29 protein-coding genes and 2 pseudogenes are annotated in these 23220 nt (G+C 61.3%); 20 read left to right on the plus strand and 11 right to left on the minus strand.

Annotated features, from left to right (window positions below; translation table 11 throughout):
* Positions 1–8 precede the first annotated feature (8 nt).
* Positions 9–992: a DUF1852 domain-containing protein gene (locus tag BJQ17_RS03200; RefSeq protein ID WP_003254053.1), complete on the minus strand. Its 984-nt coding sequence runs from the start codon at positions 990–992 to the stop codon at positions 9–11.
* 231 nt (positions 993–1223) lie between these two features.
* Between BJQ17_RS03200 and BJQ17_RS03205 the strand changes: the two genes are divergently transcribed.
* A complete protein-coding gene (locus BJQ17_RS03205) occupies positions 1224–1724 on the plus strand; it encodes a peroxiredoxin (protein WP_003254050.1) in 501 nt (166 codons plus the stop codon).
* 86 nt (positions 1725–1810) lie between these two features.
* Positions 1811–2749 (plus strand): LysR family transcriptional regulator, encoded by a 939-nt coding sequence (locus BJQ17_RS03210; RefSeq protein ID WP_070095511.1) that lies wholly within the window; start codon positions 1811–1813, stop codon positions 2747–2749.
* Here BJQ17_RS03210 and BJQ17_RS03215 read toward each other — a convergent pair.
* Positions 2726–3856 (minus strand): porin, encoded by a 1131-nt coding sequence (locus BJQ17_RS03215; protein ID WP_004576495.1) that lies wholly within the window; start codon positions 3854–3856, stop codon positions 2726–2728. The two genes, BJQ17_RS03210 and BJQ17_RS03215, sit on opposite strands and share 24 nt — an antisense overlap.
* Before the next feature lie 373 nt (positions 3857–4229).
* On the opposite strand from BJQ17_RS03215, the gene BJQ17_RS03220 reads away from it, so the two are divergent.
* The 12 genes from BJQ17_RS03220 to BJQ17_RS03275 all read left to right on the plus strand — a co-directional run bounded on the left by BJQ17_RS03220 (position 4230) and on the right by BJQ17_RS03275 (position 14607).
* Complete coding sequence (locus BJQ17_RS03220; protein ID WP_070095512.1) at positions 4230–5531, plus strand: MFS transporter; 1302 nt, start codon at positions 4230–4232, stop codon at positions 5529–5531.
* 1 nt (position 5532) lies between these two features.
* Complete coding sequence (locus tag BJQ17_RS03225) at positions 5533–6717, plus strand: M20 aminoacylase family protein (protein ID WP_070095513.1); 1185 nt, start codon at positions 5533–5535, stop codon at positions 6715–6717.
* Positions 6718–6845: 128 nt separating this feature from the next.
* On the plus strand, positions 6846–7103 hold the full coding sequence (locus tag BJQ17_RS03230) for a hypothetical protein (RefSeq protein WP_003254043.1): 258 nt from the start codon (positions 6846–6848) through the stop codon (positions 7101–7103).
* 65 nt (positions 7104–7168) lie between these two features.
* Positions 7169–7411, plus strand: coding sequence for a hypothetical protein (locus tag BJQ17_RS03235; protein ID WP_003254042.1), 243 nt, complete (start codon positions 7169–7171; stop codon positions 7409–7411).
* Positions 7408–8205 carry an exodeoxyribonuclease III gene (gene xth / locus BJQ17_RS03240; RefSeq protein ID WP_070095514.1) on the plus strand — a complete coding sequence of 266 codons (798 nt, stop codon included), beginning with the start codon at positions 7408–7410 and terminating at the stop codon, positions 8203–8205. The genes BJQ17_RS03235 and xth overlap by 4 nt, the downstream gene beginning before the upstream one ends.
* Before the next feature lie 116 nt (positions 8206–8321).
* A complete protein-coding gene (locus BJQ17_RS03245) occupies positions 8322–9002 on the plus strand; it encodes a thermostable hemolysin (protein WP_070095515.1) in 681 nt (226 codons plus the stop codon).
* A complete protein-coding gene (locus BJQ17_RS03250; protein WP_003254036.1) occupies positions 8992–10461 on the plus strand; it encodes an AMP-binding protein in 1470 nt (489 codons plus the stop codon). The genes BJQ17_RS03245 and BJQ17_RS03250 overlap by 11 nt, the downstream gene beginning before the upstream one ends.
* An 8-nt stretch (positions 10462–10469) precedes the next feature.
* A complete protein-coding gene (locus BJQ17_RS03255; RefSeq protein WP_003254035.1) occupies positions 10470–11150 on the plus strand; it encodes a TenA family transcriptional regulator in 681 nt (226 codons plus the stop codon).
* On the plus strand, positions 11137–11943 hold the full coding sequence (locus BJQ17_RS03260) for an SDR family oxidoreductase (protein WP_004576501.1): 807 nt from the start codon (positions 11137–11139) through the stop codon (positions 11941–11943). The genes BJQ17_RS03255 and BJQ17_RS03260 overlap by 14 nt, the downstream gene beginning before the upstream one ends.
* Positions 11940–12581, plus strand: a complete 642-nt coding sequence (locus BJQ17_RS03265; protein ID WP_003254032.1) for a hypothetical protein — start codon at positions 11940–11942, stop codon at positions 12579–12581. Before BJQ17_RS03260 ends, BJQ17_RS03265 begins: the two co-directional genes overlap by 4 nt.
* A gap of 2 nt (positions 12582–12583) precedes the next feature.
* Positions 12584–13246 carry a response regulator gene (locus tag BJQ17_RS03270; RefSeq protein ID WP_004576502.1) on the plus strand — a complete coding sequence of 221 codons (663 nt, stop codon included), beginning with the start codon at positions 12584–12586 and terminating at the stop codon, positions 13244–13246.
* Positions 13243–14607: a HAMP domain-containing sensor histidine kinase gene (locus tag BJQ17_RS03275; protein WP_054888221.1), complete on the plus strand. Its 1365-nt coding sequence runs from the start codon at positions 13243–13245 to the stop codon at positions 14605–14607. Before BJQ17_RS03270 ends, BJQ17_RS03275 begins: the two co-directional genes overlap by 4 nt.
* A gap of 12 nt (positions 14608–14619) precedes the next feature.
* Here BJQ17_RS03275 and arsH read toward each other — a convergent pair whose 3' ends face one another.
* Genes arsH through BJQ17_RS03295 form a run of 4 tightly spaced genes read right to left on the minus strand, consistent with a single transcriptional unit; the run spans position 14620 to position 17485 of the window.
* Positions 14620–15321 (minus strand): arsenical resistance protein ArsH, encoded by a 702-nt coding sequence (gene arsH, locus BJQ17_RS03280; protein WP_004576503.1) that lies wholly within the window; start codon positions 15319–15321, stop codon positions 14620–14622.
* Positions 15322–15334: 13 nt separating this feature from the next.
* Positions 15335–15805: an arsenate reductase ArsC gene (locus BJQ17_RS03285; protein WP_054888223.1), complete on the minus strand. Its 471-nt coding sequence runs from the start codon at positions 15803–15805 to the stop codon at positions 15335–15337.
* Between the two features lie 27 nt (positions 15806–15832).
* Positions 15833–17116, minus strand: coding sequence for an arsenic transporter (locus BJQ17_RS03290; RefSeq protein WP_070095516.1), 1284 nt, complete (start codon positions 17114–17116; stop codon positions 15833–15835).
* A 21-nt stretch (positions 17117–17137) separates the two neighbouring features.
* The gene (locus BJQ17_RS03295; protein WP_003254021.1) at positions 17138–17485 is read right to left on the minus strand and encodes a metalloregulator ArsR/SmtB family transcription factor; all 348 of its coding nucleotides are present in this window, start codon (positions 17483–17485) and stop codon (positions 17138–17140) included.
* Between the two features lie 212 nt (positions 17486–17697).
* On the opposite strand from BJQ17_RS03295, the gene BJQ17_RS31555 reads away from it, so the two are divergent.
* Complete coding sequence (locus tag BJQ17_RS31555) at positions 17698–17871, plus strand: hypothetical protein (RefSeq protein ID WP_019751183.1); 174 nt, start codon at positions 17698–17700, stop codon at positions 17869–17871.
* 79 nt (positions 17872–17950) lie between these two features.
* Positions 17951–18178, plus strand: coding sequence for a hypothetical protein (locus BJQ17_RS03300; protein ID WP_003254020.1), 228 nt, complete (start codon positions 17951–17953; stop codon positions 18176–18178).
* Between the two features lie 39 nt (positions 18179–18217).
* Here BJQ17_RS03300 and BJQ17_RS30820 read toward each other — a convergent pair.
* Together BJQ17_RS30820 and BJQ17_RS03305 are read right to left on the minus strand one after the other, a co-directional pair.
* Positions 18218–18295 (minus strand): annotated as a pseudogene (locus tag BJQ17_RS30820) (hemerythrin domain-containing protein); the annotation flags it as partial.
* Positions 18296–18464: 169 nt separating this feature from the next.
* A complete protein-coding gene (locus BJQ17_RS03305) occupies positions 18465–19322 on the minus strand; it encodes an SDR family oxidoreductase (RefSeq protein ID WP_070095517.1) in 858 nt (285 codons plus the stop codon).
* A gap of 194 nt (positions 19323–19516) precedes the next feature.
* Between BJQ17_RS03305 and BJQ17_RS03310 the strand changes: the two genes are divergently transcribed.
* Positions 19517–20041, plus strand: a complete 525-nt coding sequence (locus BJQ17_RS03310) for a hypothetical protein (RefSeq protein WP_070095518.1) — start codon at positions 19517–19519, stop codon at positions 20039–20041.
* A 56-nt stretch (positions 20042–20097) separates the two neighbouring features.
* Here BJQ17_RS03310 and BJQ17_RS32455 read toward each other — a convergent pair.
* From BJQ17_RS32455 to BJQ17_RS03320, 3 genes and pseudogenes are all read right to left on the minus strand, one after another.
* Positions 20098–20181: pseudogene (locus BJQ17_RS32455) on the minus strand (protease); the annotation flags it as partial.
* Positions 20182–20339: 158 nt separating this feature from the next.
* Positions 20340–21110 (minus strand): SDR family NAD(P)-dependent oxidoreductase, encoded by a 771-nt coding sequence (locus tag BJQ17_RS03315; RefSeq protein WP_070095519.1) that lies wholly within the window; start codon positions 21108–21110, stop codon positions 20340–20342.
* Between the two features lie 78 nt (positions 21111–21188).
* Complete coding sequence (locus tag BJQ17_RS03320; RefSeq protein WP_070095520.1) at positions 21189–21680, minus strand: DUF1543 domain-containing protein; 492 nt, start codon at positions 21678–21680, stop codon at positions 21189–21191.
* Between the two features lie 159 nt (positions 21681–21839).
* Here BJQ17_RS03320 and BJQ17_RS03325 point away from each other — a divergent pair, with 159 nt between their 5' ends.
* Genes BJQ17_RS03325 through BJQ17_RS03335 form a run of 3 tightly spaced genes read left to right on the plus strand, consistent with a single transcriptional unit; the run spans position 21840 to position 23217 of the window.
* Entirely contained in the window at positions 21840–22376 is a 537-nt protein-coding gene (locus BJQ17_RS03325; protein WP_014860478.1) for a chalcone isomerase family protein, read from the plus strand.
* Positions 22377–22378: 2 nt separating this feature from the next.
* A complete protein-coding gene (locus BJQ17_RS03330; protein WP_019751189.1) occupies positions 22379–22915 on the plus strand; it encodes a DUF3833 domain-containing protein in 537 nt (178 codons plus the stop codon).
* A complete protein-coding gene (locus BJQ17_RS03335) occupies positions 22912–23217 on the plus strand; it encodes a DUF6482 family protein (protein WP_003254009.1) in 306 nt (101 codons plus the stop codon). The genes BJQ17_RS03330 and BJQ17_RS03335 overlap by 4 nt, the downstream gene beginning before the upstream one ends.
* The last annotated feature ends 3 nt before the right edge of the window (positions 23218–23220 follow it).

Here is a 23220-nt window from a genome sequence, read left to right on the forward strand (position 1 = left end):
TTGAATGTTCAACGTGCGTATTGAGCGGACCATTGCGCCAGCGTGGCCTGGTAGGGTTTGACAAATTGCTCCTCGGCAAACTTGCCCTGCTCGATCGCCAGGCGGCTGCGCTCTTCCCGGTCGTAGACAATGCGCGTGAGCGAGTAATCCTGGTTTTGCAGGCTGGGCTGGTAGGCCTTGCCTGCGGGAGAATTGGCGTTGTAGATCTCGGGTCGGTAGATTTTCTGAAAGGTGTCCATGGTGCTGATGGTGCTGATCAGTTCAAGGTAGGTGTAGTCAGCCAGCAAGTCGCCGGCAAAATAAAACGCCAACGGGGCGACGCTGTTCGGCGGCATGAAATAGCGCACCTTCAAGCCCATTTTCTTGAAGTATTCATCCGTCAGGGAGTATTTATCCTGCTGGTACTCAACCCCTAGCACAGGGTGCTGATTTTCGGTGCGTAGGTAAGTCCTGCTGCTGGATACGCTCAGGCAGATAACCGGTGGTTTGCTGAAATGCTCCTGGTAGGTTTGCGAGTTGACGAAGCATTTGAACAGGTTGCCATGCAGCTCGCCGAAATGATCAGGTGTGCTGAAGGTCGACCGATGCTTGTTATGCTCCAGTAACAGCACACTGAAGTCGTAATCGCGCACGTACGAAGAGAAGTTGTTGCCTACCATGCCTTCGAGGCGCGTATTGTTTTGGCGGTCGACAATATGGGTTTTCAATATTTCGATCAGCGGCAGTGCATGGCCGTGCTGCGCATTTTCAATATTCATTTCCACCGATATGATGTCCAGCTCTACGCGGTAGCGATCATGTTCGGGGTTGTCCCAGTGCGCCAGCGCATTGAAACGGTTATTAATCATCGTCAAGGTATTGCGCAGGTTTTGCTGGCGGTTTGCACCCCGTGCCAAATTGGCGAAATTGGTCGTGATGCGGGTGTTTTCGGCGGGGTGATAATGTTCGTCGAACGCAATGCGCTTGACGGTGAATGTTGGCGTTTTATTCATGGTGACGGCTTCCAGATGCCTGAGTGTGAGCAACTCAGTGCTGGTCAGTTGCGTAGGCTGAGTCGTTCACACCGTAATCTTGATGTGTTTGATTGAGGCGTATCCTAGGCGGGGCGCTGCATGAATGATATTGAAGTTATTTCACAGGTTTTTTAGCCCTGCTCATGATGCGTTGCCAGGTCGACTGCGGCATCATGGCTGCCTGGCCCTCACCTCACCCAGGAGACAGCGATGATCAAAACCGGCGATCAATTGCCCGACGTTACCCTTTATCAATACAACAACGACGCAGGCGCCTGCGCGATCGGCCCGAAGGCCTTTTCCATTCGCGAGCGTTGCAAGCACAAGAAGGTGCTGATCTTCGCGTTGCCGGGCGCATTCACGCCGACGTGCTCTGAACGTCACGTTCCCGGTTATGTCGCGGCGGCCCCTGCGTTGTGTGCGGCTGGCATTGACGAAATCCTGTGCGTCTCGGTGAACGATGCCTTTGTCATGAACGCCTGGGGCAACAGCATGCAGGTCGGGGATGCGGTCAAGATGATCGGCGATGGCAATGGCGAATTCAGCGAGGCGCTTGGACTGACCCAGGACCTTTCGGCACGCGGTTTGGGGCGGCGCTCGCAGCGGTATGCAATGTTGGTCGACGACCAGGTAGTCCAGTACATTGCGGTTGAAAGCCCCGGCAAGTTCGAGGTCAGCGATGCGGCCAGCCTGCTGGCTGTGTTGCGCTAGCCATACCTTTCAGGCCTTGCCGACAACGGCTGTCAGGGCTGCCAGAACACCTTTCGAACCGGCCGCTAACAACAAGGTACAGACGGTTGAAACTTCACCAACTCAGGGCGCTGGTCGCCATTCATAACGCAGGCAGCATCCTCGAAGCCTCCAAGCTCATGCACATTACTCAGCCCGCGCTGAGCCGTTCGATCAAGGAGCTGGAGCGGGAGGTGGGGTTTACCCTGTTGCAGCGGTCGCACAAAGGCATGGCCCTTACCGAGGAAGGCAAACGTGTCATCCGCCATGCCAACCTCGTGGTAGAGAGCATACGCCGCCTGCAGATCGAAGCGGCGAGCATTCAGGATGCGGCGCTGGGCGCCGTGTCGATCGGGGTGACGTCGTTGACGGCGATGCTCGATGGCGTCGATGACAGTATCCTGGCCTTTCGGCGCAAGTACCCGCGGGTGAAGATCACCATCACCGACCTGCGTCCCAGCCAGATCCTGCAGCGCTTGCGCGATGGCAGCCTGGACTTTGCCATTACTTCGCAGCAACCGCTGAGTCGGCTGAGCCTGGACTGGGAGGCGCTGGGCAGTATCAAGGGCAGGGTGATTTGCCACGCCTCGAATCGGCAGAAGTTCAGCCAGTCACTGCGCACCTTGCAATACGCCCCCTGGATCAGCCTGGACGAGTTGTCGGACCAGGCGTCGCAGTTTCACCAACTGTTCGAAGCCAATGGCCTTCGGGTGCCACAGAACACTGTTGAATGCACTTCAGTGATGATGGCGCTGAAGCTGTTGAAGAACACGGAATCGTTGATGGCCATCAGCGAGCTGGCGGTGGACCAAGGGTCTACCTACGGTATCGATTGCGAGTTCGTAGCCATGGCGGTGCAGGAGTTGATTCCGGATTACCCCATCAACCTGGTCTGCATTGACCGCCACAGCCTCACGGCGCCTGCCCAGGAGCTGTTCCACAGCTTGCGCGGGCAGGTGCTCAAGCAGACCCGCCCCGTGGGGTCAGAAGTGGTAGTACATGCCTAGCGAGACGTTGCTTGGGTTATCGCCCGCCTGGTCCACCGGGGTCCCGGCGTAGGTGACCGACGAGGCGCGCTGGTTGGCGATCATGCCGAGGCGTCCATAGAGGGCCCAGCGGGGGTTGATGAAATGGTCATAGCCGATCATCACACCCCACGCGTCCTTGTCGCGGGCGCTGACCTGGCGTTGCATCACAGCCAGGCGCAGCACGTCCAGTTCGCCCACTGGCGCCATCATGCCGAAAGTGTACAGCGTGGTGCTGGGCGTGCCGGCCTGGTCCACATCCTGACGCTGCCAGGTGAGGCTGGTGGCCAGCGGGCCGAAATCGTAGAACGCCGACAGGCTCTTGAAATCGTTGGCGGTCTGGCGTGAAACGCCGCCGTCGTCCCATGGGTCGCTGTAGTAACGGTTGTAGGAGGCCAGCAACATCACCCGGCTGTTGCGGTACTGCAGCCGGGCGCCACCGCCACGCACGGTGCGCCCAGCGCTGGCGGCATCGTCGAAGCCGAAGCTCAGCGCGGTACCGAGGCTGAAGCCGCTGAAGGTCGGGCTGGTGTAGGCCAGGGTGTGCTTGGGGCGCAGGTCAAGGTAATAGGCGCCCTTGCCGGCGGCAGGCAGGGCCAGGTAGGTGTAGGGCGAGCCATAGGTGGCCAGGAACGGGTCGGCGTAGGTGGGCGTGGCCATGCCGTAGGTCTTGCCGAACTCGAGCTTGCCCAGGGTGCGCGAGCGCAGGGCGACGGTCGCCAGGCGCAGGGTACCGACGGTGTCCCAGGTGCCCTCCAGGGCCTCGCCATTGAGGTTGAAACCCTCCTCGACGTCAAGCTCCACGACAGTATCGGGGTCAAGCGCCTTGCGTGCGTACAGCCCGAGCTTGTTGGTCCAGGCGCCGCCACCGGCCAGCCTGAAACCCGAGTGGTGCTGTGAGTCGTGATAGCTGGCGAATGCATCCACGGTGCCGTACACCTTGAGCGTGTCATCGAAGCCGTAATCCAGCCCGTAATAACCAAAACCCGGCGCAATCCGCGCGAGCGTCGGAAAACCCTCTGCCTGTGCCTGCGCAGCAAGGCAAGCCCCTTGGATCATCAACAGCAACGATGTAATGCGAGTGTTCATTCACGACTCCAGGCCAGCACGGTGATGGGGTGGCTTTAGCGTCGGTGAACAGAACGTTGCAGCGTGATTGCTTATTCGGTCAGGTCATGCCGTTTGGTTAATCAGGGGCTGGCGCGGCGTGTGGATTGGCGAGCGCATCCACGTTAGACAGGCTTCGTACCTGCGTCAACGCTGCGCTACGGCTGCTGATTTGTGGGCGTTATTGGGGCCGCGCGCGGAGCGAGGGCGGACTGTGCGCCAGCTCAGGGCAATTTGGCCAACGATCGCGCCAGCTAATTAATCATTGGTTATCCCTATGCCGAAACTGCAAGTGTATTGGGTGCCCGATTGGCTGATATTCGCTGCACGCCGCGATTTGCCAACGGAGACAACAATGATCAGACCGCTACCCACATCGCCGAGCCTGCAAAAAGGTGCGCATTCAGCCGCGCAGGTATCGTCCTCCCGTAAAACCTTGGTCGCCTGCTCGTTGGGCAATGCGCTGGAAATGTACGACTTCACGATCTACAGCTTCTTCGCTGTACTGATCGGCAAGCACTTCTTCCCCTCTGACTCGGCCATGGCGTCGTTGTTGATGTCGCTGGCCACCTTTGGCGTCGGTTTCCTGATGCGCCCGGTCGGGGCGATGGTCATCGGCCGCTATGCTGACCGGCATGGACGCAAGGCCGCTTTGAGCCTGACCATCGGGCTGATGACCCTGGGCACCGCAATGATTGCCTTTGCGCCCACGTATTCACAGATCGGGATTTTCGCCACCTTGCTGCTGGTGACCGGCCGGCTCATCCAGGGCATGTCGGCAGGCGGGGAGGTCGGTACCGCGTCGGTGTTCCTGATGGAATCCAGTGCAGTCGGCAATCGCTGCCAGAGCGTCAGCTGGCAGGCCGCCAGCCAAGGCTATGCCGCCTTGGTAGGGGCCGGCTTTGGCCTGGCCCTCAGCCAGTTGCTCGACCCCACGGCGCTGGAAAGCTGGGGATGGCGCATACCGTTCATCTTCGGCCTGCTGATCGGGCCGGTCGGTTGGTACATACGCACGCGGTTGCCGGAAACCCATGAGGCCGCACCGGCGCAGAAGGCAGAGCAGGGGCTGGATGCCGAACTGCTCAAACGCATCGCCCAAGGCATCGGCCTGATGGCCAGCTCGACCATTGGCATGTACCTGTTCGTGTTCTACATGCCGACCTACCTGACCACCGCCTTGCATTACCCACCCGGCAGCGCGATGGCGATTGCCTGCATCAGTAGCGGTTGCATGGCCGTCATCTGCCCGTTGGCCGGCAAATTCGCCGACAAGTATCAGCTCAGAAAACGCCTGCTGGTGTGGACGGTCGCCGCGCCGGTGGTGTTGACCCTGCCCGTGTTCTATCTGCTTGGGCACGTGCAGCACATGGGCCTGGCCATGATGGGCGTGGCGATCCTGATCTTGCCGACCTGTATCGGTGCCGGTGCGTTCTTCGCGCTGATCATGGAGGGCTTCCCGAAGGCCAGGCGCTCGTTCGGCACCTCGGTCAGCTACAGCCTGGGTGTGACCCTGTTCGGTGGTTTTTCGCCGTTGGTGGCCACCTGGCTGATTGCAGCGCTGGGCACGCCGTTGGCGCCAGCTTACTTCTTGCTGGCCGGCGGCATCGTCAGCCTGGCCTGCCTCAGGTACTTCCCCGAAAATAAAGGATGCGAGTGATATGGGTATTTTGCAGAGCAATCAAACACCGAGCTCAGCCGCCGAGCTGGATGAGTTCGTCATGCTGCGCCGGCAGATCCACGCTGCGCCGGAAATTGGCGGCGACACCTCCGATACAGCGGCCCTGGTAGCCGACAAGCTGCAAGCGTTGGGCTATGAAGTGCATCGCAATGTAGGTGGGCATGGTGTGGTCGGCGTGCTGAAAGTGGGGGACAGCCCGCGCAGCATCGGTTTGCGTGCAGACATGGACGCACTGCCGATGGGCGAAAAGAATGCGTTTGCGCATGCCAGCAAGCTCCCCGGCCGCATGCATGCCTGTGGCCATGACGGGCATACCGCGATCCTGCTGGCAGCCGCTGCGCAACTGGCGGCTACGCGCCAGTTCAACGGGACGTTGAACGTGATATTCCAGCCCGACGAGGAAGGCCTGGCGGGGGCCAAGGCGATGATCGACGACGGCCTGTTCGAGCGCTTCCCGTGCGACTCGGTGTATGCGCTGCATAACATGCCCGGCCTGCCGGTGGGCACGTGCGTGGTGCAGGCGGGGCCCACCATGGCGTCTTCCGAACGTGTCAGCATTCGGATTACCGGCAAAGGTGGGCATGGAGCGATGCCTGAGCTGTCGGTAGACCCGGTGATGGCGTTGAACAGCCTGATCAGTGGCATCCAGACCATCAAGTCGCGCAATCTGAGCGTCGAGGACTACGCCGTGATCAGCATCGGCATGATCCAGGCCGGCACCGTCTACAACATCATCCCTGACGAGGCCTGTATGTTGCTGAGCGTGCGCACTGACACGGCCCAGACCCAGCAGAAGATCAACAGCCGCATTGACGCCCTGGCCAAGGGGCACGCAGAAAGCTATGGCGTGGAGATCGAGGTGCAATTCACCCAACTGGCGCCCGCCTTGTGCAACAGCGATCACGAAAGCGCGTTGCTGCGTGACAGCCTGAGGCCGTTGTTCGCCGACGGCGCGTTGCTGGACAAGATGCCGAAGAAGGTCATGGGCACCGAAGACTTTGCCTACATGTTGCAGGCGCGGCCGGGCTGTTACTTCATGCTGGGCAATGGCACCGGCGAGTTCCATGGGTGCTCGGTGCATAACCCCCACTACGATTTCAATGATGCGTTGGTGAAAATTGGCGCTGATTGTTGGGTGAAGTGGGTTCAGGACTATCTGCGTTGACACTGCGTCATCTGCGTTGGAATGGTCTACGCTCTCAGCCGAAGCGCGTCGTTACAGGCTTCATCCCGTTATCGTCGCTCTGGCGATTCACACCGACGGACCAGGCTCGGTCCAAAGAGGGTGCTGCAATGGCGACTATCGACACCGAGAACCTTGCAAAGGGGCTGCAGCAGGTTGAAGCCTGCTGGCAGGCGTATACCTCGTCACAGCGGCTTGTCGAAGGCCTCGCGGGCAGCGACCGGAGCAGTGCCATTGAAACCGCCAACCGCGATTTCACCAGGTTTCAGAACCAGTGCCAGCTGTTTTATGCCGAAGTGCGCAAGAGGGCAGCGGATGCGGACAAGCTGGAGAGCGACATGGCACGGTATCCCCATTACTTTCAGTGACGCCTGATTGAACGTCGCGCTGTGCCCGGGTTCTGACAAGCAAAGGGTACAGCGAGGACGCTTTCATGAGCATCGAACGCAACATTCCCGAGCTTGAAGCCTGGTACGCCCAGTACGACGACATCAGTTACCGGCGCGCGTCACCGGATGCCTACCACCATGAACTGCTTCGCACAGCCGAGGCCCTGCGCGACGACGGTGCCATCGACTGGGATGACTGGTTGGCGCTCAAGGCGCTGGCCGATGAGGCGCATATCCGCGCGCTGGAAGATGCCGTGCAGGCCCATGTGAGCGACCCGGACGCATGAAAGCGCTGAAGATTGCCACCTTCAACATCAATGGCATCCGCAGCCGTTTGCCGGCGCTGCTGGCCTGGCTGGAGCGGGAGCAGCCCGACATTGCCTGCCTGCAGGAGCTGAAGGCGGCCGATCAGCAGTTCCCTCGCGCGGAGCTGGAGGCAGCAGGCTATGGCAGCCTTCATCATGGGCAACCGTCATGGAACGGCGTGGCCATTCTGGTGCGGGGCAGCGATCCGCTCGAGGTTCGCCGCGGCTTGCCCGGCCTGGAAGAGGACAGCCAGAGCCGCTATCTGGAAGCTGCGGCACACGGGGTGTTGGTCGCTTGCCTCTACCTGCCGAACGGCAACCCGCAGCCCGGGCCCAAGTTCGATTACAAGCTGCACTGGTTCGAATGCCTGATCCAGCATGCACGCAGCCTCTATGGAAGTGGCCACCCCACGCTGCTGGCAGGGGATTTCAATGTCGTGCCCACCGACATGGACATCTATAACCCGCGTTCCTGGCTGAAGGACGCACTGCTGCAGCCTGAGTCGCGAGCGTGTTACCGACGACTGCTTGATCAGGGCTGGCTCGATGCCATACGCCATCTGTACCCGGACGAGCGTGTCTACACCTTCTGGGACTATTTCCGTAACCACTGGGCCCGCAATGCCGGGTTGCGGATCGATCATCTGTTGCTCAACCCCGAGCTTGCGCCTTATCTGAAGCGGGCGGGTGTCGATGCGTGGGTGCGTAACCAGGCCAAGGCCAGCGACCATGCACCCGTCTGGATCGAGCTGGGCACGCGTCGTGCCCGGTCATAATCAATTCAGCACATGAACGAGCACCGGGCTGAGGCGCTCCGACAGTAGCCGACTTCAGATTGCATTCAGATTCGGCCCCGATAATTCCCTCCGTCGCACCCAGGCGGGGAAATTTCATGACTCAGACTCATCAATGGCACAGTTTGCTTCCGTTACCCATCGGTAGCCATGCCGATCATCAGGCGCATCTTTCTCTTCACCTCAGCGGCGAACATGGGCGAGGCGAGCTGGAGCACTTCATACACGAGCGCTTTGCCTGCGTGCACCAGGCGGATGTGCAGCATTACCTGCCGGAACTGCTTGCCTTGCAGGGTAGCCACGGTCGCCTGATTGCGGCGGCGGGCATGCGACCGGCCAGCGAAGGGCCGCTCTTTCTTGAGCGGTACCTGGACGAGCCTCTTGAGTCCGCTGTTTCACGGGTAACCGGTGCCTCACCGGATCGCAACTGCATGGTAGAAGTAGGCAACCTGGCCTCGCTCAGCGCCGGCAGCGCTCGAATAATGATCATTGCCGTGACGTGGTTGCTGGCCATGCGCGGTTTGGAGTGGGTCGCATTCACGGGCGCCGCGACACTGTTCAACAGTTTCCAGCGACTGGGGCTGGTGCCCACTGTTCTGGCCTCAGCGGATCCTGCGCGCTTGCAGGGCCAAGTGGACCAATGGGGGACCTACTACGACCAGCGACCCCAGGTATTTGCCGGCAACATAGGCTTTGGCTTCGATGCCCTGAAGCAGGCGGGCATGTTCGAGCGGCTTGGGTTTCCCATGCTAACCCTGGAGACCGGCCATGCGGCATGAACTGACTGCCTTTCAGGCACTGTTGCGCCAGCACGCGCTGGAACATCCTGACGCCGTGGCCGTCCAGGGCGATGCGCAGCGTTACACCTACCGGCAACTGCTCGACGAAGTCGAATCTCGGGCGGGCTGCCTGCGTAGCCAACCACCAGGAACCTTCGCCGTGGTGCTGGATAACGGGCCCGAGGCGCTATTCTGGGATTTGGCGGCGCTGTTCGCCGAACGCGCCACTGTGACAGTGCCGTCGTTTTTCAGCGCGACCCAGTTCCAGCACTGCTTGCAGCAAAGCGGAGTCACGGCGGTCGTGTGCGAGGCGCAGTGGGCCGAACAGCTCGTTGCGCTTGGCTTTGCCCGGCAGGCGCCAGCTGGCGTGTGGCAGCGTGACAGTTTTGTCGCCCCGGCGCTGCCTGAGGGCACAGCCAAGATCACTTACACCTCCGGTAGCACCGGCACGCCCAAAGGCGTGTGCCTGAGCGCTGAAACCCTGCTGCGTGTGGCGCATGAGCTGGAGGCCGCCAGCCGCCCAACCGAGCCGCAGCGATACCTGGCGGTACTGCCACTGGGTGTTCTGCTGGAAAACCTGGGCGTCTACGCCGCGCTCATGGCTGGCGCTTGTGTGCAGCTCTATCCGCAGCAGCAGTTGGGGATGGGAGGCGCAAGCCAGGTCGATTTCAAGCGCCTGCTGGGCGCAATCGCCCTCAGTGGTGCGCAGAGCCTGATCCTTGTGCCGCAACTGCTGATGGGGCTGGTGACAGCGATCGAACGCGGGCTGATGCGGGTCGGCCCTCTGCGTCTGGTGGCGGTAGGCGGCGCTCGGGTATCGCCAAGCCTGCTCGCGCGGGCCGAGGCGGTCGGTTTGCCGGTGTTCGAAGGTTACGGCTTGTCTGAGTGCGCCTCGGTAGTGGCGCTCAACCGCACAGGGGCTGTGCGCCCCGGGAGCGTCGGCAAGCCATTGCCGCATGTGCAGGTGCGCATCGCCGAGGATGGCGAAGTCCTGGTGGCCGGCTCGACATTGCTGGGCTATCTGGGAGAGCCGCCTGTAACCGGGCAGTGGTGGGCAACAGGCGATGTAGGGCACCTCGATGAGGAGGGCTACCTCTACCTGGATGGCCGCAAGAAGCATCAGTTCATCACCAGCTTCGGGCGCAACGTCAACCCGGAGTGGGTGGAAGCCGAGCTGAGCCAAAGTGGCGTGATCGCCCAGGCTTTCGTGCATGGCGAGGCCTTGCCACGCAACCTTGCCTTGCTCTGGCCGCTGGATCCCGGCATCAGCGACGAGGCCATCGAACAGGCCGTACAGCAATGCAACGCGCGATTGCCCGATTACGCCAGGGTGCACGCCTGGCGCCGCTTGCCAGTGCCTCTTAGCACGCTTGACGAAACCCTGACTGCCAATGGCCGCCCGCGACGTGAGGCGATCTTGCAGCGTTACCACACCCTATTGTCCGACATCTCGTTGTGAGGTTCACAATGTCCTTTTTCGACACCCTGCAAGTACAAACCGCCCAAGAGCGTCAGGCGCTGTTCGCCGTACCGGTGATCCGCGAAGCGCTGGCCGGCCAGGTCAGCCTGGACAGCTACGTCGCCTTCCTGACCCAGGCCTATTACCACGTGCGCCATACCGTGCCGCTGATGATGGCCTGTGGGGCTCGATTGCCGCTGCGGCTGGAGTGGCTGCGCGGCGCGGTCTGCGAATACATTGAAGAGGAATACGGCCACGAGCAGTGGATCCTCAACGACATCAAAGCGTGCGGCGGTGACTGGGAGGCCGTGCGCGATGGCCAGCCGGTGCAATCCATCGAGCTGATGGTCGCCTACCTGTACGACCTGATCGCCCGTGGCAACCCAGTCGGGTTGTTCGGCATGGTCAACGTGCTCGAAGGCACCAGCATTGCCCTGGCCACCCAGGCGGCAGGCGTTATCCAGAACACATTGGCACTGCCTGACCAGGCGTTCAGCTACCTCAGCTCGCACGGTGCGCTCGACCAGGAGCACATGGTGACCTACAAACAGTTGATGGACCGCCTCGACGATGCCGGTGACCAGCAGGCCGTCCTCCACGCGGCCAAGGTCGTCTACCGCTTGTACACCGAGATGTTCCAGGGCTTGCCGCGTGCCGGGCAGCAAGAGGTGCACCATGCGTTTGGCTGAGTCCGTGGTAATCCTCACCGGCGCCAGTGGGGGCATAGGCCTGGAATTGGCTGAACAGCTCTGCGCTGCCGGTGCCCAGGTGTTGGCCGTCAGTCGGCATATGGGCAAGCTGGCTGGCCTGATGAACCGGTACCCTGATCGTCTGCGCTGGCAGGAGGCCGACCTGCGCAGCCCGTCAGGGCGCGAACATGTCATCGAGCGGGCACGCGAGATGGGGGCTGTCAATGTGCTGATCAACGCGGCTGGCGTGAATCGCTTCGCTCTGCTCGACCAGCTGGATGAGTATGCGCTGGACGAGCTATTGGACATCAACCTGAAGGCACCCTTGCAACTGACCCGGGCCTGCCTGCCGTTGCTGCGTGCTCAGCCCAAGGCGTTGGTGGTCAATGTCGGGTCGACCTATGGCTCGATCGGCTACCCCGGCTACGCCACCTACTGCGCCAGCAAGTTTGCGCTGCGTGGTTTTTCGGAAGCGCTGCGCCGCGAGTTGGCCGACACCACGGTGAACGTGCTGTATGCCGCCCCCCGGGCGACCCGCACAACGATGAACAGCAGTGCTGCGACTGCGCTCAATCAAGCGCTGAAAGTTGGCATGGACGACCCTGCGGACGTCGCCCGTGCTGTGCTCGAGGCGGTGCAATCCGAGCGCACCGAGCTTTATCTGGGGTGGCCGGAAAAGCTCTTCGTGCGTATCAACGGGATGTTGCCGGGCATAGTCGATCGCGCACTGCGCAAGCAACTGCCAGTCATTCGCCGCTATATCGGCAGCCATTCCAAGGAGTCGAACAAATGAAGCGTCTGTTCATTGCCAGCTTGCTGGCATTTGCACCCTTCACCTGGGCATTGGACCAGGCAGGCAGCCAGCGCCTGAGTGATCTGCAGCAGCGCTGGGCGCAGATTCAGTACCAAATGCCCAAGGACACGCGTGCCGACGCCTTCGAAAAGCTGGCAGGCGATGCAGCAACGTTTGTTCATCAGTATCCGGGCACACCTGAACCCTTGATCTGGGAGGGCATCATCAACAGCAGTTGGGCGGGGGCGACGGGTGGCCTCGGTGCACTGGGCAAGGTCAAGGCGGCGAAAGCCAGCCTGGAGCAGGCCATGAAGCTGGACCCCAACGCCCTGCAAGGTTCGGCCTACACCAGCCTGGGCACGCTGTATGATCAGGTGCCCGGCTGGCCTATCGGTTTCGGTGATGCCGAAATGGCCGACAAGATGCTGCGCAAAGCCTTGCAGATCAACCCCAACGGTATCGACAGCAACTATTTCTGGGCTGATCATCTGTATCGGCAAAAGCGCTACCCTGAAGCTACCGCAGCCCTGCAGAAAGCCTTGCAGGCACCGCCCCGGCCGGGGCGTGAGTTGGCTGACCAGGGCCGGCGTGCCGATATCGATGCTTTACTCAAGGCCATCAAGGACAAACAGGACTGAACATGCGGCTGTTGCTGGTTGAGGATGACATTGCACTGGGGGAAGGGATCTGCGACGGCTTGCGCCAGGAGGGGTACACCCTCGACTGGTTGCGGGACGGTGTCAGTGGCTTGCATGCGCTGCAACACGAGACCTTCGACCTGCTGATCCTGGATCTTGGATTGCCCCGTATGGATGGCCTCGAGCTACTCAGGCGATTACGCGCCGGCGGCGACAGCTTGCCGGTGCTGATCCTCACCGCGCGGGATGCCCTTGATGATCGCATTGCCGGCCTGGATGCCGGCGCCGATGATTATCTGGTCAAGCCTTTCGACCTCAACGAGCTCAAGGCGCGCTTGCGCGCCTTGCTGCGGCGCAGCGTCGGGCGCGCCAAGGTACTGATCGAGCATGCAGGGGTCAGCCTGGACCCGACCACCCAACAAGTGCATTACAACGGCGTCGAAGTTGTGCTCACCCCCAAAGAGTATGTGCTGTTGCATGAGTTGCTGGCACATCCCGGCAAGGTATTCACACGTGAGCGCCTCACTCAACTGCTGTATGGCTGGGATGAAGAACCGGAGAGCAACACGCTGGAGGTGAACATCTACCACCTGCGCAAGAAGCTGTTCAACGGCCTGATTCGCACGGTGCGCGGCATTGGCTATCTGGTCGAGGTCAAGGCATGAGCTCGCTACGCCAGCGTACGCTGTGGCGCGTGATGCTCTTGCTGCTACTGGGCACCGGCCTGCTCGCGCTCTATAACTACCATGACAGCAGCCACGAAATTAACGAGGTGTATGACGCGCACCTGGCCCAGAACGCGCGTTTGCTGCAAGGCGTCATGAGCATGCCGGTACAAGAGGGCTCGCGTGAGGCGCTGTATGAGGCCTTCAACGATGCCTTGGGCAAAGCGGGGCGGCACCAGGTGGGCCACCCTTACGAAAGCAAGCTGGCATTCCAGGTCTGGGGTGAAGGCATGGCGTTGCTGGTGCATACACCCAGTGCGCCGCCCATTGACCCACCACCCACTGCTCCAGGGTTCTACGACTTTTCCAGTGGCGGTGAGCAATGGCGCGGTTTCGTTTTGCCGGTGCCAGAAAAGCACTGGCTTATCTGGGTGGGTGAGCGTGATGATGTGCGCTACGACCTGATCGACCGCATCGTTCGCCACACGCTGTTCCCGTTCCTGCTTGGCAGCCTGGCGTTGGCACTGCTGGTGTGGGCTGCGATCGGCTGGGGGCTACGGCCACTGCAGAACATGGCCAATGTCATCCGCAGGCGCCATGCCGATTCGCTGGAGCCGCTGCAACTGGTACCGCTTCCCACTGAACTGGAGCCCATGCAGGCGGCCATCAATCGCTTGCTGGCGCAGATCGACGATCTGCTGCGGCGTGAGCATCGCTTCATTGCCGATGCTGCCCACGAAATGCGTACGCCTCTGGCCGTACTGCGGCTGCACGCGCAGAACGCGCTGGCCGCCAGCAATGATGCCGAGCGCGAGAAAGCCCTGGGCTTTCTTGTGGGCGGGGTCGATCGGCTGACACGGGTGGTCAACCAGTTGCTGACATTGGCCCGCGTTGAGCCAAAACTGGGGCAGCGAGCCAGCGCCCGGATCGACCTGGCCGAGGTCGTCACCGAAACGCTGGCTGAATTGACCCCATGGATACTGGACCGTGGCCTGGAACCCTCGCTGGACATCGACGAAGGGGGCCACCACCTGCAGATCGACGCCGGCGCGCTGGGCATTGCGCTACAGAACCTGGTGTCCAACGCGGTAGAACACTCACCGCCTGGGGGGCGCATCGCCGTGTCACTGAGGCGCCTGGCCAGCCGTATCGAACTGGTCGTCGAGGATGAAGGGACGGGTATCGACGAGGAGAGCCTATCCCGTGTATTCGAACGCTTCTATAGCCGAAACAGCCCAAATGGTGCTGGCCTCGGGCTCTCCATCGTCGCGACCATCATCGACCGTATGGGGGGGCAGGTACGCCTTGAAAACAGAGCGGGTGGCGGGCTGGCCGCTACCCTGTCGTTTCCACTGTCTTGAATCACGTTTGCGTCAGATGGATCGCTGATTGACCCGCTCAGACAGCTGCTCGGCGCTTTCCTTGCGCTCCGAATAGCGATCCACCAGGAATGCCTGGCGGTCGCGCAGCAGCACGGTGAACTTCACCAGCTCCTCCATGACATCAACCACGCGATCGTAGTACGGCGATGGCTTCATCCGCCCGGTGTCGTCGAACTCCAGATAAGCCTTGGGTACCGAAGACTGGTTCGGGATGGTGAACATCCGCATCCAGCGGCCCAGCACACGCAACTGGTTGACCACGTTGAACGACTGCGATCCGCCGCACACCTGCATCACGGCCAGGGTCTTGCCTTGGGTGGGGCGCAATGCCCCCAGCGCCAACGGAATCCAGTCGATCTGTGCCTTGAACACCGCAGACATCGCCCCATGGCGCTCCGGCGAGCACCACACCTGGCCTTCTGACCATTGCACCAGTTCTCGCAGCTCCTGCACCTTGGGATGCTCCACGGGGACATCGTCAGGCAGCGGCAGGCCCGACGGGTCGAAGGTGCGGGTTTCGGCACCGAAGTGCTCCAGGAGGCGCGCGGCTTCTTCTACCAGCAAGCGACTGAAGGCGCGTTCTCGGGTAGACCCGTACAGCAGCAGGATGCGTGGTTTGTGTTCGCTGGTCGGGGTTGCCGAAGGCGGCAGGTCGAACAGCGTGAGGTCGAGGTTAGGCAGTTGCTCGGACATGATTTCTTCCTGTTCAATGCGAGCCGATGCGATCCAGCGCGTGCTTGAGCTGCTCGCGGTCGAGTTGATCGAACGGCAGTGCGAAGAAGGCCTGGCAGCGAGACTCGATGCGGGCCAGTGTGGCGCGGAACGCCGCATCGACCGATGCTTCGTCACCCACGACATCGGAGGGGTCTTCCAGCCCCCAATGCGACTTCAGCGCAGGGCCGAAATACACCGGGCAGGCTTCGCCCGCGGCCTTGTCGCAGACGGTGATGACGATGTCGGGTGGGTTGCCCTCGAATGCATCGTTGCCTTTGCTGCTCAGGCCCTTTGTCGAAATATTGGCCTGCTGCAACGTGCTCAGGCTGCGTGGCAACACCTGGCCCTTGGGGAAACTGCCAGCGCTGACTGCCTCGAAACCGGGCGGTGCCAGGTGGTTGAACATTGCTTCGGAAAGGATGCTGCGGCAGCTGTTGGCCGTGCACATGAACAGGACTCGCATGGAGGGCTCCTCCGCTGGGGGCGAACGTCAGAGGCTCAGGCGCAGTGCCAGAGCAGAAAGGGTGATCAGCAAAACCGGTACGGTGAGCAGCAGGCCGACCTTGAAGTAGTAACCCCAGGTGATGCGCATGCCTTTACGCGCCAGCACATGCAGCCAAAGTAGTGTGGCGAGGCTGCCAATCGGGGTGATCTTCGGGCCGAGGTCGCAGCCGATGACGTTGGCGTAGATCATCGCCTCACGTACCACGCCCTCTGCGCCGCTGGCCTGGATCGACAAGGCGCCGATCAGCACGCTGGGCATGTTGTTCATGACTGAGGACAGCAGCGCGGAGATCAACCCGGTGCCAATGGCCGCGCTCCACAGGCCCTGCTCGGCAAGCCTGTCCAGCAGGTGGGTGAGCATGTCCGTGAGGCCGGCGTTCTTCAGGCCGTACACCACCAGATACATGCCCAGAGAAAAAATCACCACCTGCCACGGCGCTTCCCGCAGCACGCGACGGGTTGAGATGCGGTGACCGCGAGCGGCCACGGCAAAGAGGATTGCGGCACAGACGGCGGCCACCGCACTGATCGGGATGCCCAGAGGTTCCAGTACGAACAGGCCTGCAAGCAACACTAGCAGCACCCACCCACCGACTTTGAAGGTGGCGTTGTCATGAATTGCCTCGCTTGGCGCCTTCAGCGCATCGAGCGCGTACTGCCTGGGGATATCACGACGGAAGTACAGAAACAGCACCAGCAGGGTGGCCGCCACGCTGGCGATATTCACCGGCACCATCACCGATGCGTATTCGGCGAAGCCCAGGCCGAAGTAGTCGGCCGAGACGATATTGACCAGGTTGGAGACCACCAGCGGCAGGCTGGCCGTGTCGGCAATGAAGCCTGCGGCCATGACAAAGGCCAGTGTCGCTGCAGGTGAGAAGCGCAGCGCGAGCAGCATCGACATGACGATGGGGGTGAGGATCAGCGCCGCACCGTCGTTGGCGAACAGCGCCGATACAGCGGCGCCGAGCAGTACGCAGAAGGCGAACAGGCGGTAGCCGCTGCCGTTTGCCCAACGCGCCACATGCAATGCGGCCCATTCGAAGAAACCGGCCTCATCCAGCAGCAAGCTGATGATGATGACCGCGATGAACGTGGCGGTGGCGTTCCAGACAATGGCCCATACGGCAGGGATGTCATGCAGTGAAACGGCGCCTGTAGCCAGGGCGATGATGGCGCCTAGCGCGGCGCTCCAGCCAACACCGAGCCCCTTGGGCTGCCAGATGACGAGTATGAGGGTGAACACGAAGACAGCAATGGCGGGCAGCATGAAAATCTCGCTTGGTGATGATCAGCAGCAGACGGAATCACGCACGGGGCGACCGTCCATGTTCTTCAGCCGAAGGGCATTGTCAGCCAGCCATTGCGAATTGGCGTGCAAGGTGACCTGAAGCATTTCGTGAACCCAGGAAGGCAGTTCCGGATTCAGGCGGTAATACACCCATTGGCCCTGACGGCGGTCCAGCAGCATGCCAGTGCTGCGCAGTTGTGCCAGATGGCGACTGATCTTGGGTTGGCTGTCGTCCAGCGCGCACATCAGTTCGCAGACGCACAGTTCGCCCAGGCTGGCGATAAGCAGCGTGGCGCGAGCGCGGGTTTCGTCAGAGAGGCTCTTGAAGACATCGGGCGGTGTGATCATGGGGGTGCCTGTACATGCGGAAAGCCGAATATACGTATTTCCATATGTTCGAGCAAGCATTCCTGGGCTGGTGCGCTTGCAGCTCACCATGGCCACGCCCTTCGGTCGACAAAAGCAGGGTTTTGGCAGGCTTCAGACGCTGATGGCACTGCAGGGTGTATAGTGCCTGCTCGGGTGACTGTCGTTCAGTGGCTCATAACCGAGAGGCCAACATGTCCCAGACGTACCCCAGCGCGGCCCAAAAAGCCCATGTGCGCATCTGCGAGCAGGTCGAAGCTTTCCTTCAGCATGGCGGCCGCATTCAGCAGGTAGCGATCGGTGTCACCGGCTACGCTGATGGTGTCTCCAGGGCGCAGTGGAAAAAAGAGCGAACGGCCAAGCCTTGAGGATGTCGGCAGTGTTTATCTGCCAGTAGGGGCCACACCATCAGAGCGCCGCGCGCGCTTGCTTGCCAGGGGCTCTCCCGTGGACGAAGAACCAAGCGATTTTTCGGTAGCCGTGTGCATCGGTATTTCCGAACAGCAAGTCACGTTGTACCGCCGTGAAACGTTCCATTTAGGTGATGGTTCATGGCTTGTGCATTTCGCGTTCTCCATGCCCAAAGAGCTGCGTCAGCAACTGACCGGCAGCTTCACATTGTTGTTGAAAGCCCCGCGAGCGTTCGGTGACGCTCGTTGGACCGATGAAGCTTGAACAGCGTAGCGGGGTGCCTGCGCGTCTTCACTGCTGAACCTGGGTGGTCGCGCAGAGCTCTTCCAGCAGTTTCTTGACCAACGCATGGTCTTGAATCAGCAAATCGATAGCATTCATGGTGTCACCTCGTCGCGGGCGAATGAACAATGGCTTGCATGGAATTGAGTGACAGTGGGCGGCAGGGTTCAACGTCGATGATGGCTGGCAAAGCGCGCTTCGAGGTCTCGGTGCGATTACGCGCTGCCAGAAGCGCCAAGGCCCGCGTATGCAGGCCTCGGCAGCACATTCAAAGGATAGGTTTGCCCCCCGTCACGGCGTACCGCGAACCCGAGATGTAGCTGGCTTCATCGGACCCCAGCAAGACATAGATTGGCGCCACCTCCACAGGTTGACCCGGCCGCCCCATCGGGTAACCGGAACCGAAGTTTCTCACCGCCTCATCAGGCATGGTGGCCGGGATCAGCGGGGTCCAGATCGGGCCGGGTGCGACGCTGTTGACGCGAATGCCCTGCTTGCCCAGCAATTGCGCAAGGCCTGCAGTGAAATTGGCAATGGCCCCTTTGGTGGCCGCATAGGCCAACAAGCTGGGTGACGGGTCGTCAGAGTTGACCGAGCTGGTGTTGATGATCGAGCCGCCTTTTGGCATCGAGGGCAGAGCGCGCTTGCAAATGCGGAAAATGGCGGTGATGTTGGTATCGAAGGTCTTTACCCATTCATCGTCGTCAATGTCGTCCAGGCTCTCATGGGCCATCTGGAACGCGGCGTTGTTGACCAGGATATCGATGCGACCAAACTGCGCCACGGTCTTGTCGACGATGTCATGGCAGTGCTGTTTCTGTGCCAGGTCGCCGGGCAGCAGCAGGCACTGGCGGCCCGCCGCTTTGACCCAGCGCGCGGTTTCCTGCGCATCGTCGTGTTCATTCAGATAGCCAATGGCAACGTCAGCGCCTTCTCGGGCATAGGCAATGGCCACCGCACGCCCGATGCCGCTGTCAGCACCGGTTATCAAGGCGATCTTGCCTGCGAGGCGATTGTTGCCGGTGTAGCTCTGCTCACCGCAGTCCGGATAAGGATCCATCTCGCGCTGGGAACCGGGAACGCTTTGCGGTTGGGATGGGAATGGAGGGGTAGGGTAGTCGCTCATGCTGGAAGCTCCTGCAGGTTTGGAACGCTCATTCCCGTTCGAAAGGTGCTCCAAGCCAGTGTTGAAGCGGATCTTCGTGCTGAGCGACGAGCGGTTGATGCATCCATTCCCAGTGAATTTTTACCCACCGCATGGCTCTACCGCTGACGGGGCTTGCTGGCATGGGTGAGGCCCACGCTATCAAGGAGTCTGCAGTGCCTCGAATCATCACGCCTTCCACGCCGGAACATGAGATCGATCAGACGAACGAGAGGATGTTCGGTACGCCCAAAGAGCGGCTGGATTTCTATCGACGCGAAATTCAGTATGAGACCACCATCCTGGCCAACCGTACCGACGCTTATCTTGCGGCCCAGTCGTTCCTGGTGATCGCCTACGTGTCATCGATGGGTAACCTGAACCAAAGCTGGGGCGAGATGTTCACCTTGATGGTCCCGGCTTTTCTCGCATTGCTCGGCGTGCTCAGTACACTGAATGCCTGGCCTGGCATCCGCGCGGCCTTCCGGATTATCGAGCACTGGCAGATGAAGCAGAGCCACCTGCTGCGCAGCGAGCCGATGATGGGGCTGGCCTATGACGAGTCGCCGCTGTTCTGCGAGGCCGAAACCTCTCAGGCGGGGCACCGCAAATCGCTGCTGTTTTCCTTGCGCACGCCCTGGATTTTCCTGTACTTCTGGGTGTTGCTGGGCAGCTATTCGGTTTTCATCCAGTTGGCGTGATCAGTGCGCGCTGGTCGGTGCCATGGGCGACGAGCACGCGCTGAACAGAAGCAGGGTCAGTCTGCCAGTGCCTTGATCAACTGCTCATTGACGGCGGGGATATCGTCCGGCTGGCGGCTGGTGATGAGGTTGCCATCGACTTCCAGAAGAAAGGTAAAAGGAAAGTCGCCTATCAGCATCCGTTGCAGATCAAACGAAACCATTCGCTGCACCCTTCCTTCTGCCGTTGTCAGATAAAGGGTTGACCGTTCTCGCTCAAGGCTGGTTCATCGACTTGGCCTGGAGCTCTCCGCCCGCGTCACCAGGGAATCGGCGTGCCATCCCACGCCCAGAACGTTCCGCTCTGCGCCGGGCCGTGACGGCTCACAAGCGCCAGGATGCAGGTGGCGGCAAACGCGGGCGAGAACAGTTTGCCCGGCGGCACATTGCCCTGAAAGGGGCGGGAAAGCTGGGTGTCGGTGGTGCCGGGATGCAATGCAAGTACCGTTGACGCGGGGTTCAGTCGCTTCAGCTCGATGCTTGCAGTGCGCAGAAGCTGATTGAGCGCGGCTTTGCTGGCACGGTAGCTGTACCACCCACCCAGGTGATTGTCGCCGATCGACCCGACCCGCGCCGACAAGGCGACGAAGGCCATCGGTTGCCGACGCAGCAGCGGCAGCAAATGCTTGAGCAGCAGAACAGGGGCGAAACAGTTGGTTGTGAAAGTGCTCAGCAACCCCGCCATGTCTAGCTGGGTCAGTGCTTTTTCAGCCCTCGCCGGGCCTTCTTGCAGCACGCCAAGCGTGCTGAAGACCAGGTTCAGTTGGTCGCAGCAGGCGCCCACCTGCGCGGCCAGTGTTTGCAGTGCCTGCTCGGATCGGGCGTCGCAGTCGAGGCGAACCAACCGTCGCCCGTGCTCTGTGAACAAGGTATCCAGCGCAGGGCTGGTGGTGGCGCGTCGCGAAACGGCGAACACCAGCCCGATGTCATCACGCGCCAGCAACTGCGTGCACAATGCCAGGCCAATCCCTTGGCTGGCCCCGCAGACCAGCACGTTGGCGGGTGTGTGAAGGTCGTTTATCAGGCTCATTGGCGTGTCCTCTTGGCCGGGCGCTGGCGCCTCGTCCTGTGATGCCTGCCAACGTTCTTGCACATGGCAGGGGTGAGCTCACAGCAGGATATAGTCGCTGTACTGCCGTAAGCCGTCATGGGGCCCTTCGATCAAGTGCACGTAACGGCCGTTCACCCAGTCGATCGGCAGGCAATCGTCGACGTCCAGTACCGCATCGGTATGCGGCTTGAGCCAGTCTGCCTGCAGGCGCTGCTTGGCCAGTTGCTTGGCCTCGGCCTTGTCCCTGGCCACCACCAGCAGGTAGCGGTGTGCCTCGCCAAACACCCCGGGCTCGTAGCCGCCCAGGTTGATGAAGAACAACCTGGGATCGTGTGGGCCAGGCGCTACCTGACTGAATTCGAGGCGGTAGTGGTCAATACCGTCGACTTCCATCCATGCGTCGATGTGCAAGCCCGTTCGGCTCCCGAACCAGGCTTGGCGCAAATGTGGGTAGGCCTGTTCAAGTGAGTCCGCCTGGGCGAACAACACATCGTGGACCTCGATATTGGCCCGTGGGTGGCGTCCACCGAGCATGACGACGTACAGCATGAGCAATTCCTTCTATCTCGACTTTCATGGGTGTTCGATAACGGGGCGCGAGGCTTGCAGAAATATGCATGCTGGGCATTAAAAACTATACATGGCTCGTCAAATATCTGTACAAGCGTCTACTATTGTATAGTATTTAGCAAAGTGCTCGAGGTCAGAATGGCGCACCCTGCACGTTGGACCTGTCTGTGCCTGCTGCTAGCCGCCATGTCGTCGGCGGCAGACTGGCGAGCGGAGCTGCCTGCGGCGCAACGGCTGGGCGCCGGTGATTTCACCTGGTTCGGCCTGCGGCTGTATACCGCCCGGTTATGGGCAGTTGGCCCGGTTCAGGACTGGAGCCAGCCGTTCGCCCTTGAGCTGCTTTATCACCGTTCATTGTCCAGGGACACGCTGGTCAATGCCAGCCTCGAGGAAATGCAACGCCTGGGTGGCGGCAGCATGACGGCACAGCAACGCGCGGCATGGACCAGGGCGATTGAGCAGGCATTCGTGGACGTGAGCCCTGGCATGCGCATCACGGGCTTGTACCTGCCGGGGCAGGGTTGCCGCTTTTACGTCGACGGCAAACTGAGCCACGCGATCGACGATCCGGTGTTCGCCCGGGCCTTCTTCGCCATCTGGCTTGACCCGCGGGCCAGAGACCCCCAATTGCGTCAGCGGCTGCTTGGGCTGGCTGGCGATGACCGAGGAGCCTGAACATGTACAAAGCGCTGTTGCTGGCTGCCTGCCTGCTTCTGGGCAGTTGTGGCAATGTCGGTGTCGAGCACTATGCCCAGGAGCAGCCGAAGCTGGACCTGGCGGCGTTCTTCTCGCGCCCGGTTCAGGCGTGGGGGATGTTCCAGAAGCGCTCCGGTGAGGTGGTCAAGCGCTTCCATGTGCGCATCGACAGCCGCCGCGAGGGTGAGCGGCTGATCCTCGACGAACATTTTCTTTATAGCGATGGCACACGCCAGCAACGTACCTGGACGCTGGTGCCGGACGGCCCCGGGCGCTGGCGGGGAACCGCGGGGGACGTGATCGGCGAGGCGCGTGGCGAAGTGGCGGGCAACGCGCTGCGATGGCGTTACCAACTGGACCTGCCGGTCGATGGGCGGCACTGGCAGGTAGACCTGGACGACTGGATGTACCTCATGGATGACGACACCCTGATCAACCGCTCGAGCATGAGCAAGCTGGGCGTTGAGATTGGCCAGATCACCTTGTTCTTCCGCCGCCTGCCAGAGGGCACACCATGAACCTGATCGCGCTGACTCAGCTGGTTTCGACCGGCGAAGCCAAGGAACTTGAACTGCTGTCGCTGGAGGGGGGCTTCTACCTCCTGCGCGCCCTGACCGACGCCGGCCCTGTGACATTGAGCGATGCCCAGGGGCAGCCCGTGCGCGTGCGCTCCACGACCGAACTGCGGCAGTTGCTGGCCGACCTGCCGCCGGTGCCCTGCATGCTGGTGCAGCAGGTGGTGCACGATGAGATGTGCGGGCAACGCGACGGCCCCATCGCGCCGCTGCGCGTACCGGTAACGCTCACCAGCCAGTGGTAGCCC

Source organism: Pseudomonas sp. NBRC 111139, from assembly GCF_001753955.1.
In the GTDB taxonomy this organism is placed as follows: domain Bacteria; phylum Pseudomonadota; class Gammaproteobacteria; order Pseudomonadales; family Pseudomonadaceae; genus Aquipseudomonas; species Aquipseudomonas alloputida.

Excerpts from the sequence above, each read along its gene's own strand:
- BJQ17_RS03325 (WP_014860478.1), top strand. The coding sequence starts at position 21,840 with ATGGCGCACCCTGCACGTTGGACCTGTCTGTGCCTGCTGCTAGCCGCC.
- BJQ17_RS03265 (WP_003254032.1), top strand. The coding sequence starts at position 11,940 with ATGAAGCGTCTGTTCATTGCCAGCTTGCTGGCATTTGCACCCTTCACC.
- BJQ17_RS03290 (WP_070095516.1), bottom strand. The coding sequence starts at position 17,116 with ATGCTGCCCGCCATTGCTGTCTTCGTGTTCACCCTCATACTCGTCATC.
- BJQ17_RS03305 (WP_070095517.1), bottom strand. The coding sequence starts at position 19,322 with ATGAGCGACTACCCTACCCCTCCATTCCCATCCCAACCGCAAAGCGTT.
- BJQ17_RS03260 (WP_004576501.1), top strand. The coding sequence starts at position 11,137 with ATGCGTTTGGCTGAGTCCGTGGTAATCCTCACCGGCGCCAGTGGGGGC.
- BJQ17_RS03245 (WP_070095515.1), top strand. The coding sequence starts at position 8,322 with ATGACTCAGACTCATCAATGGCACAGTTTGCTTCCGTTACCCATCGGT.
- BJQ17_RS03200 (WP_003254053.1), bottom strand. The coding sequence starts at position 992 with ATGAATAAAACGCCAACATTCACCGTCAAGCGCATTGCGTTCGACGAA.
- BJQ17_RS03275 (WP_054888221.1), top strand. The coding sequence starts at position 13,243 with ATGAGCTCGCTACGCCAGCGTACGCTGTGGCGCGTGATGCTCTTGCTG.
- BJQ17_RS03250 (WP_003254036.1), top strand. The coding sequence starts at position 8,992 with ATGCGGCATGAACTGACTGCCTTTCAGGCACTGTTGCGCCAGCACGCG.
- BJQ17_RS03285 (WP_054888223.1), bottom strand. The coding sequence starts at position 15,805 with ATGCGAGTCCTGTTCATGTGCACGGCCAACAGCTGCCGCAGCATCCTT.
- BJQ17_RS03315 (WP_070095519.1), bottom strand. The coding sequence starts at position 21,110 with ATGAGCCTGATAAACGACCTTCACACACCCGCCAACGTGCTGGTCTGC.
- BJQ17_RS03295 (WP_003254021.1), bottom strand. The coding sequence starts at position 17,485 with ATGATCACACCGCCCGATGTCTTCAAGAGCCTCTCTGACGAAACCCGC.
- BJQ17_RS03230 (WP_003254043.1), top strand. The coding sequence starts at position 6,846 with ATGGCGACTATCGACACCGAGAACCTTGCAAAGGGGCTGCAGCAGGTT.
- BJQ17_RS03270 (WP_004576502.1), top strand. The coding sequence starts at position 12,584 with ATGCGGCTGTTGCTGGTTGAGGATGACATTGCACTGGGGGAAGGGATC.
- BJQ17_RS03235 (WP_003254042.1), top strand. The coding sequence starts at position 7,169 with ATGAGCATCGAACGCAACATTCCCGAGCTTGAAGCCTGGTACGCCCAG.
- BJQ17_RS03220 (WP_070095512.1), top strand. The coding sequence starts at position 4,230 with ATGATCAGACCGCTACCCACATCGCCGAGCCTGCAAAAAGGTGCGCAT.
- BJQ17_RS03255 (WP_003254035.1), top strand. The coding sequence starts at position 10,470 with ATGTCCTTTTTCGACACCCTGCAAGTACAAACCGCCCAAGAGCGTCAG.
- BJQ17_RS03225 (WP_070095513.1), top strand. The coding sequence starts at position 5,533 with ATGGGTATTTTGCAGAGCAATCAAACACCGAGCTCAGCCGCCGAGCTG.
- BJQ17_RS31555 (WP_019751183.1), top strand. The coding sequence starts at position 17,698 with ATGTCCCAGACGTACCCCAGCGCGGCCCAAAAAGCCCATGTGCGCATC.
- arsH (WP_004576503.1), bottom strand. The coding sequence starts at position 15,321 with ATGTCCGAGCAACTGCCTAACCTCGACCTCACGCTGTTCGACCTGCCG.
- BJQ17_RS03215 (WP_004576495.1), bottom strand. The coding sequence starts at position 3,856 with ATGAACACTCGCATTACATCGTTGCTGTTGATGATCCAAGGGGCTTGC.
- xth (WP_070095514.1), top strand. The coding sequence starts at position 7,408 with ATGAAAGCGCTGAAGATTGCCACCTTCAACATCAATGGCATCCGCAGC.
- BJQ17_RS03205 (WP_003254050.1), top strand. The coding sequence starts at position 1,224 with ATGATCAAAACCGGCGATCAATTGCCCGACGTTACCCTTTATCAATAC.
- BJQ17_RS03335 (WP_003254009.1), top strand. The coding sequence starts at position 22,912 with ATGAACCTGATCGCGCTGACTCAGCTGGTTTCGACCGGCGAAGCCAAG.
- BJQ17_RS03320 (WP_070095520.1), bottom strand. The coding sequence starts at position 21,680 with ATGCTGTACGTCGTCATGCTCGGTGGACGCCACCCACGGGCCAATATC.
- BJQ17_RS03330 (WP_019751189.1), top strand. The coding sequence starts at position 22,379 with ATGTACAAAGCGCTGTTGCTGGCTGCCTGCCTGCTTCTGGGCAGTTGT.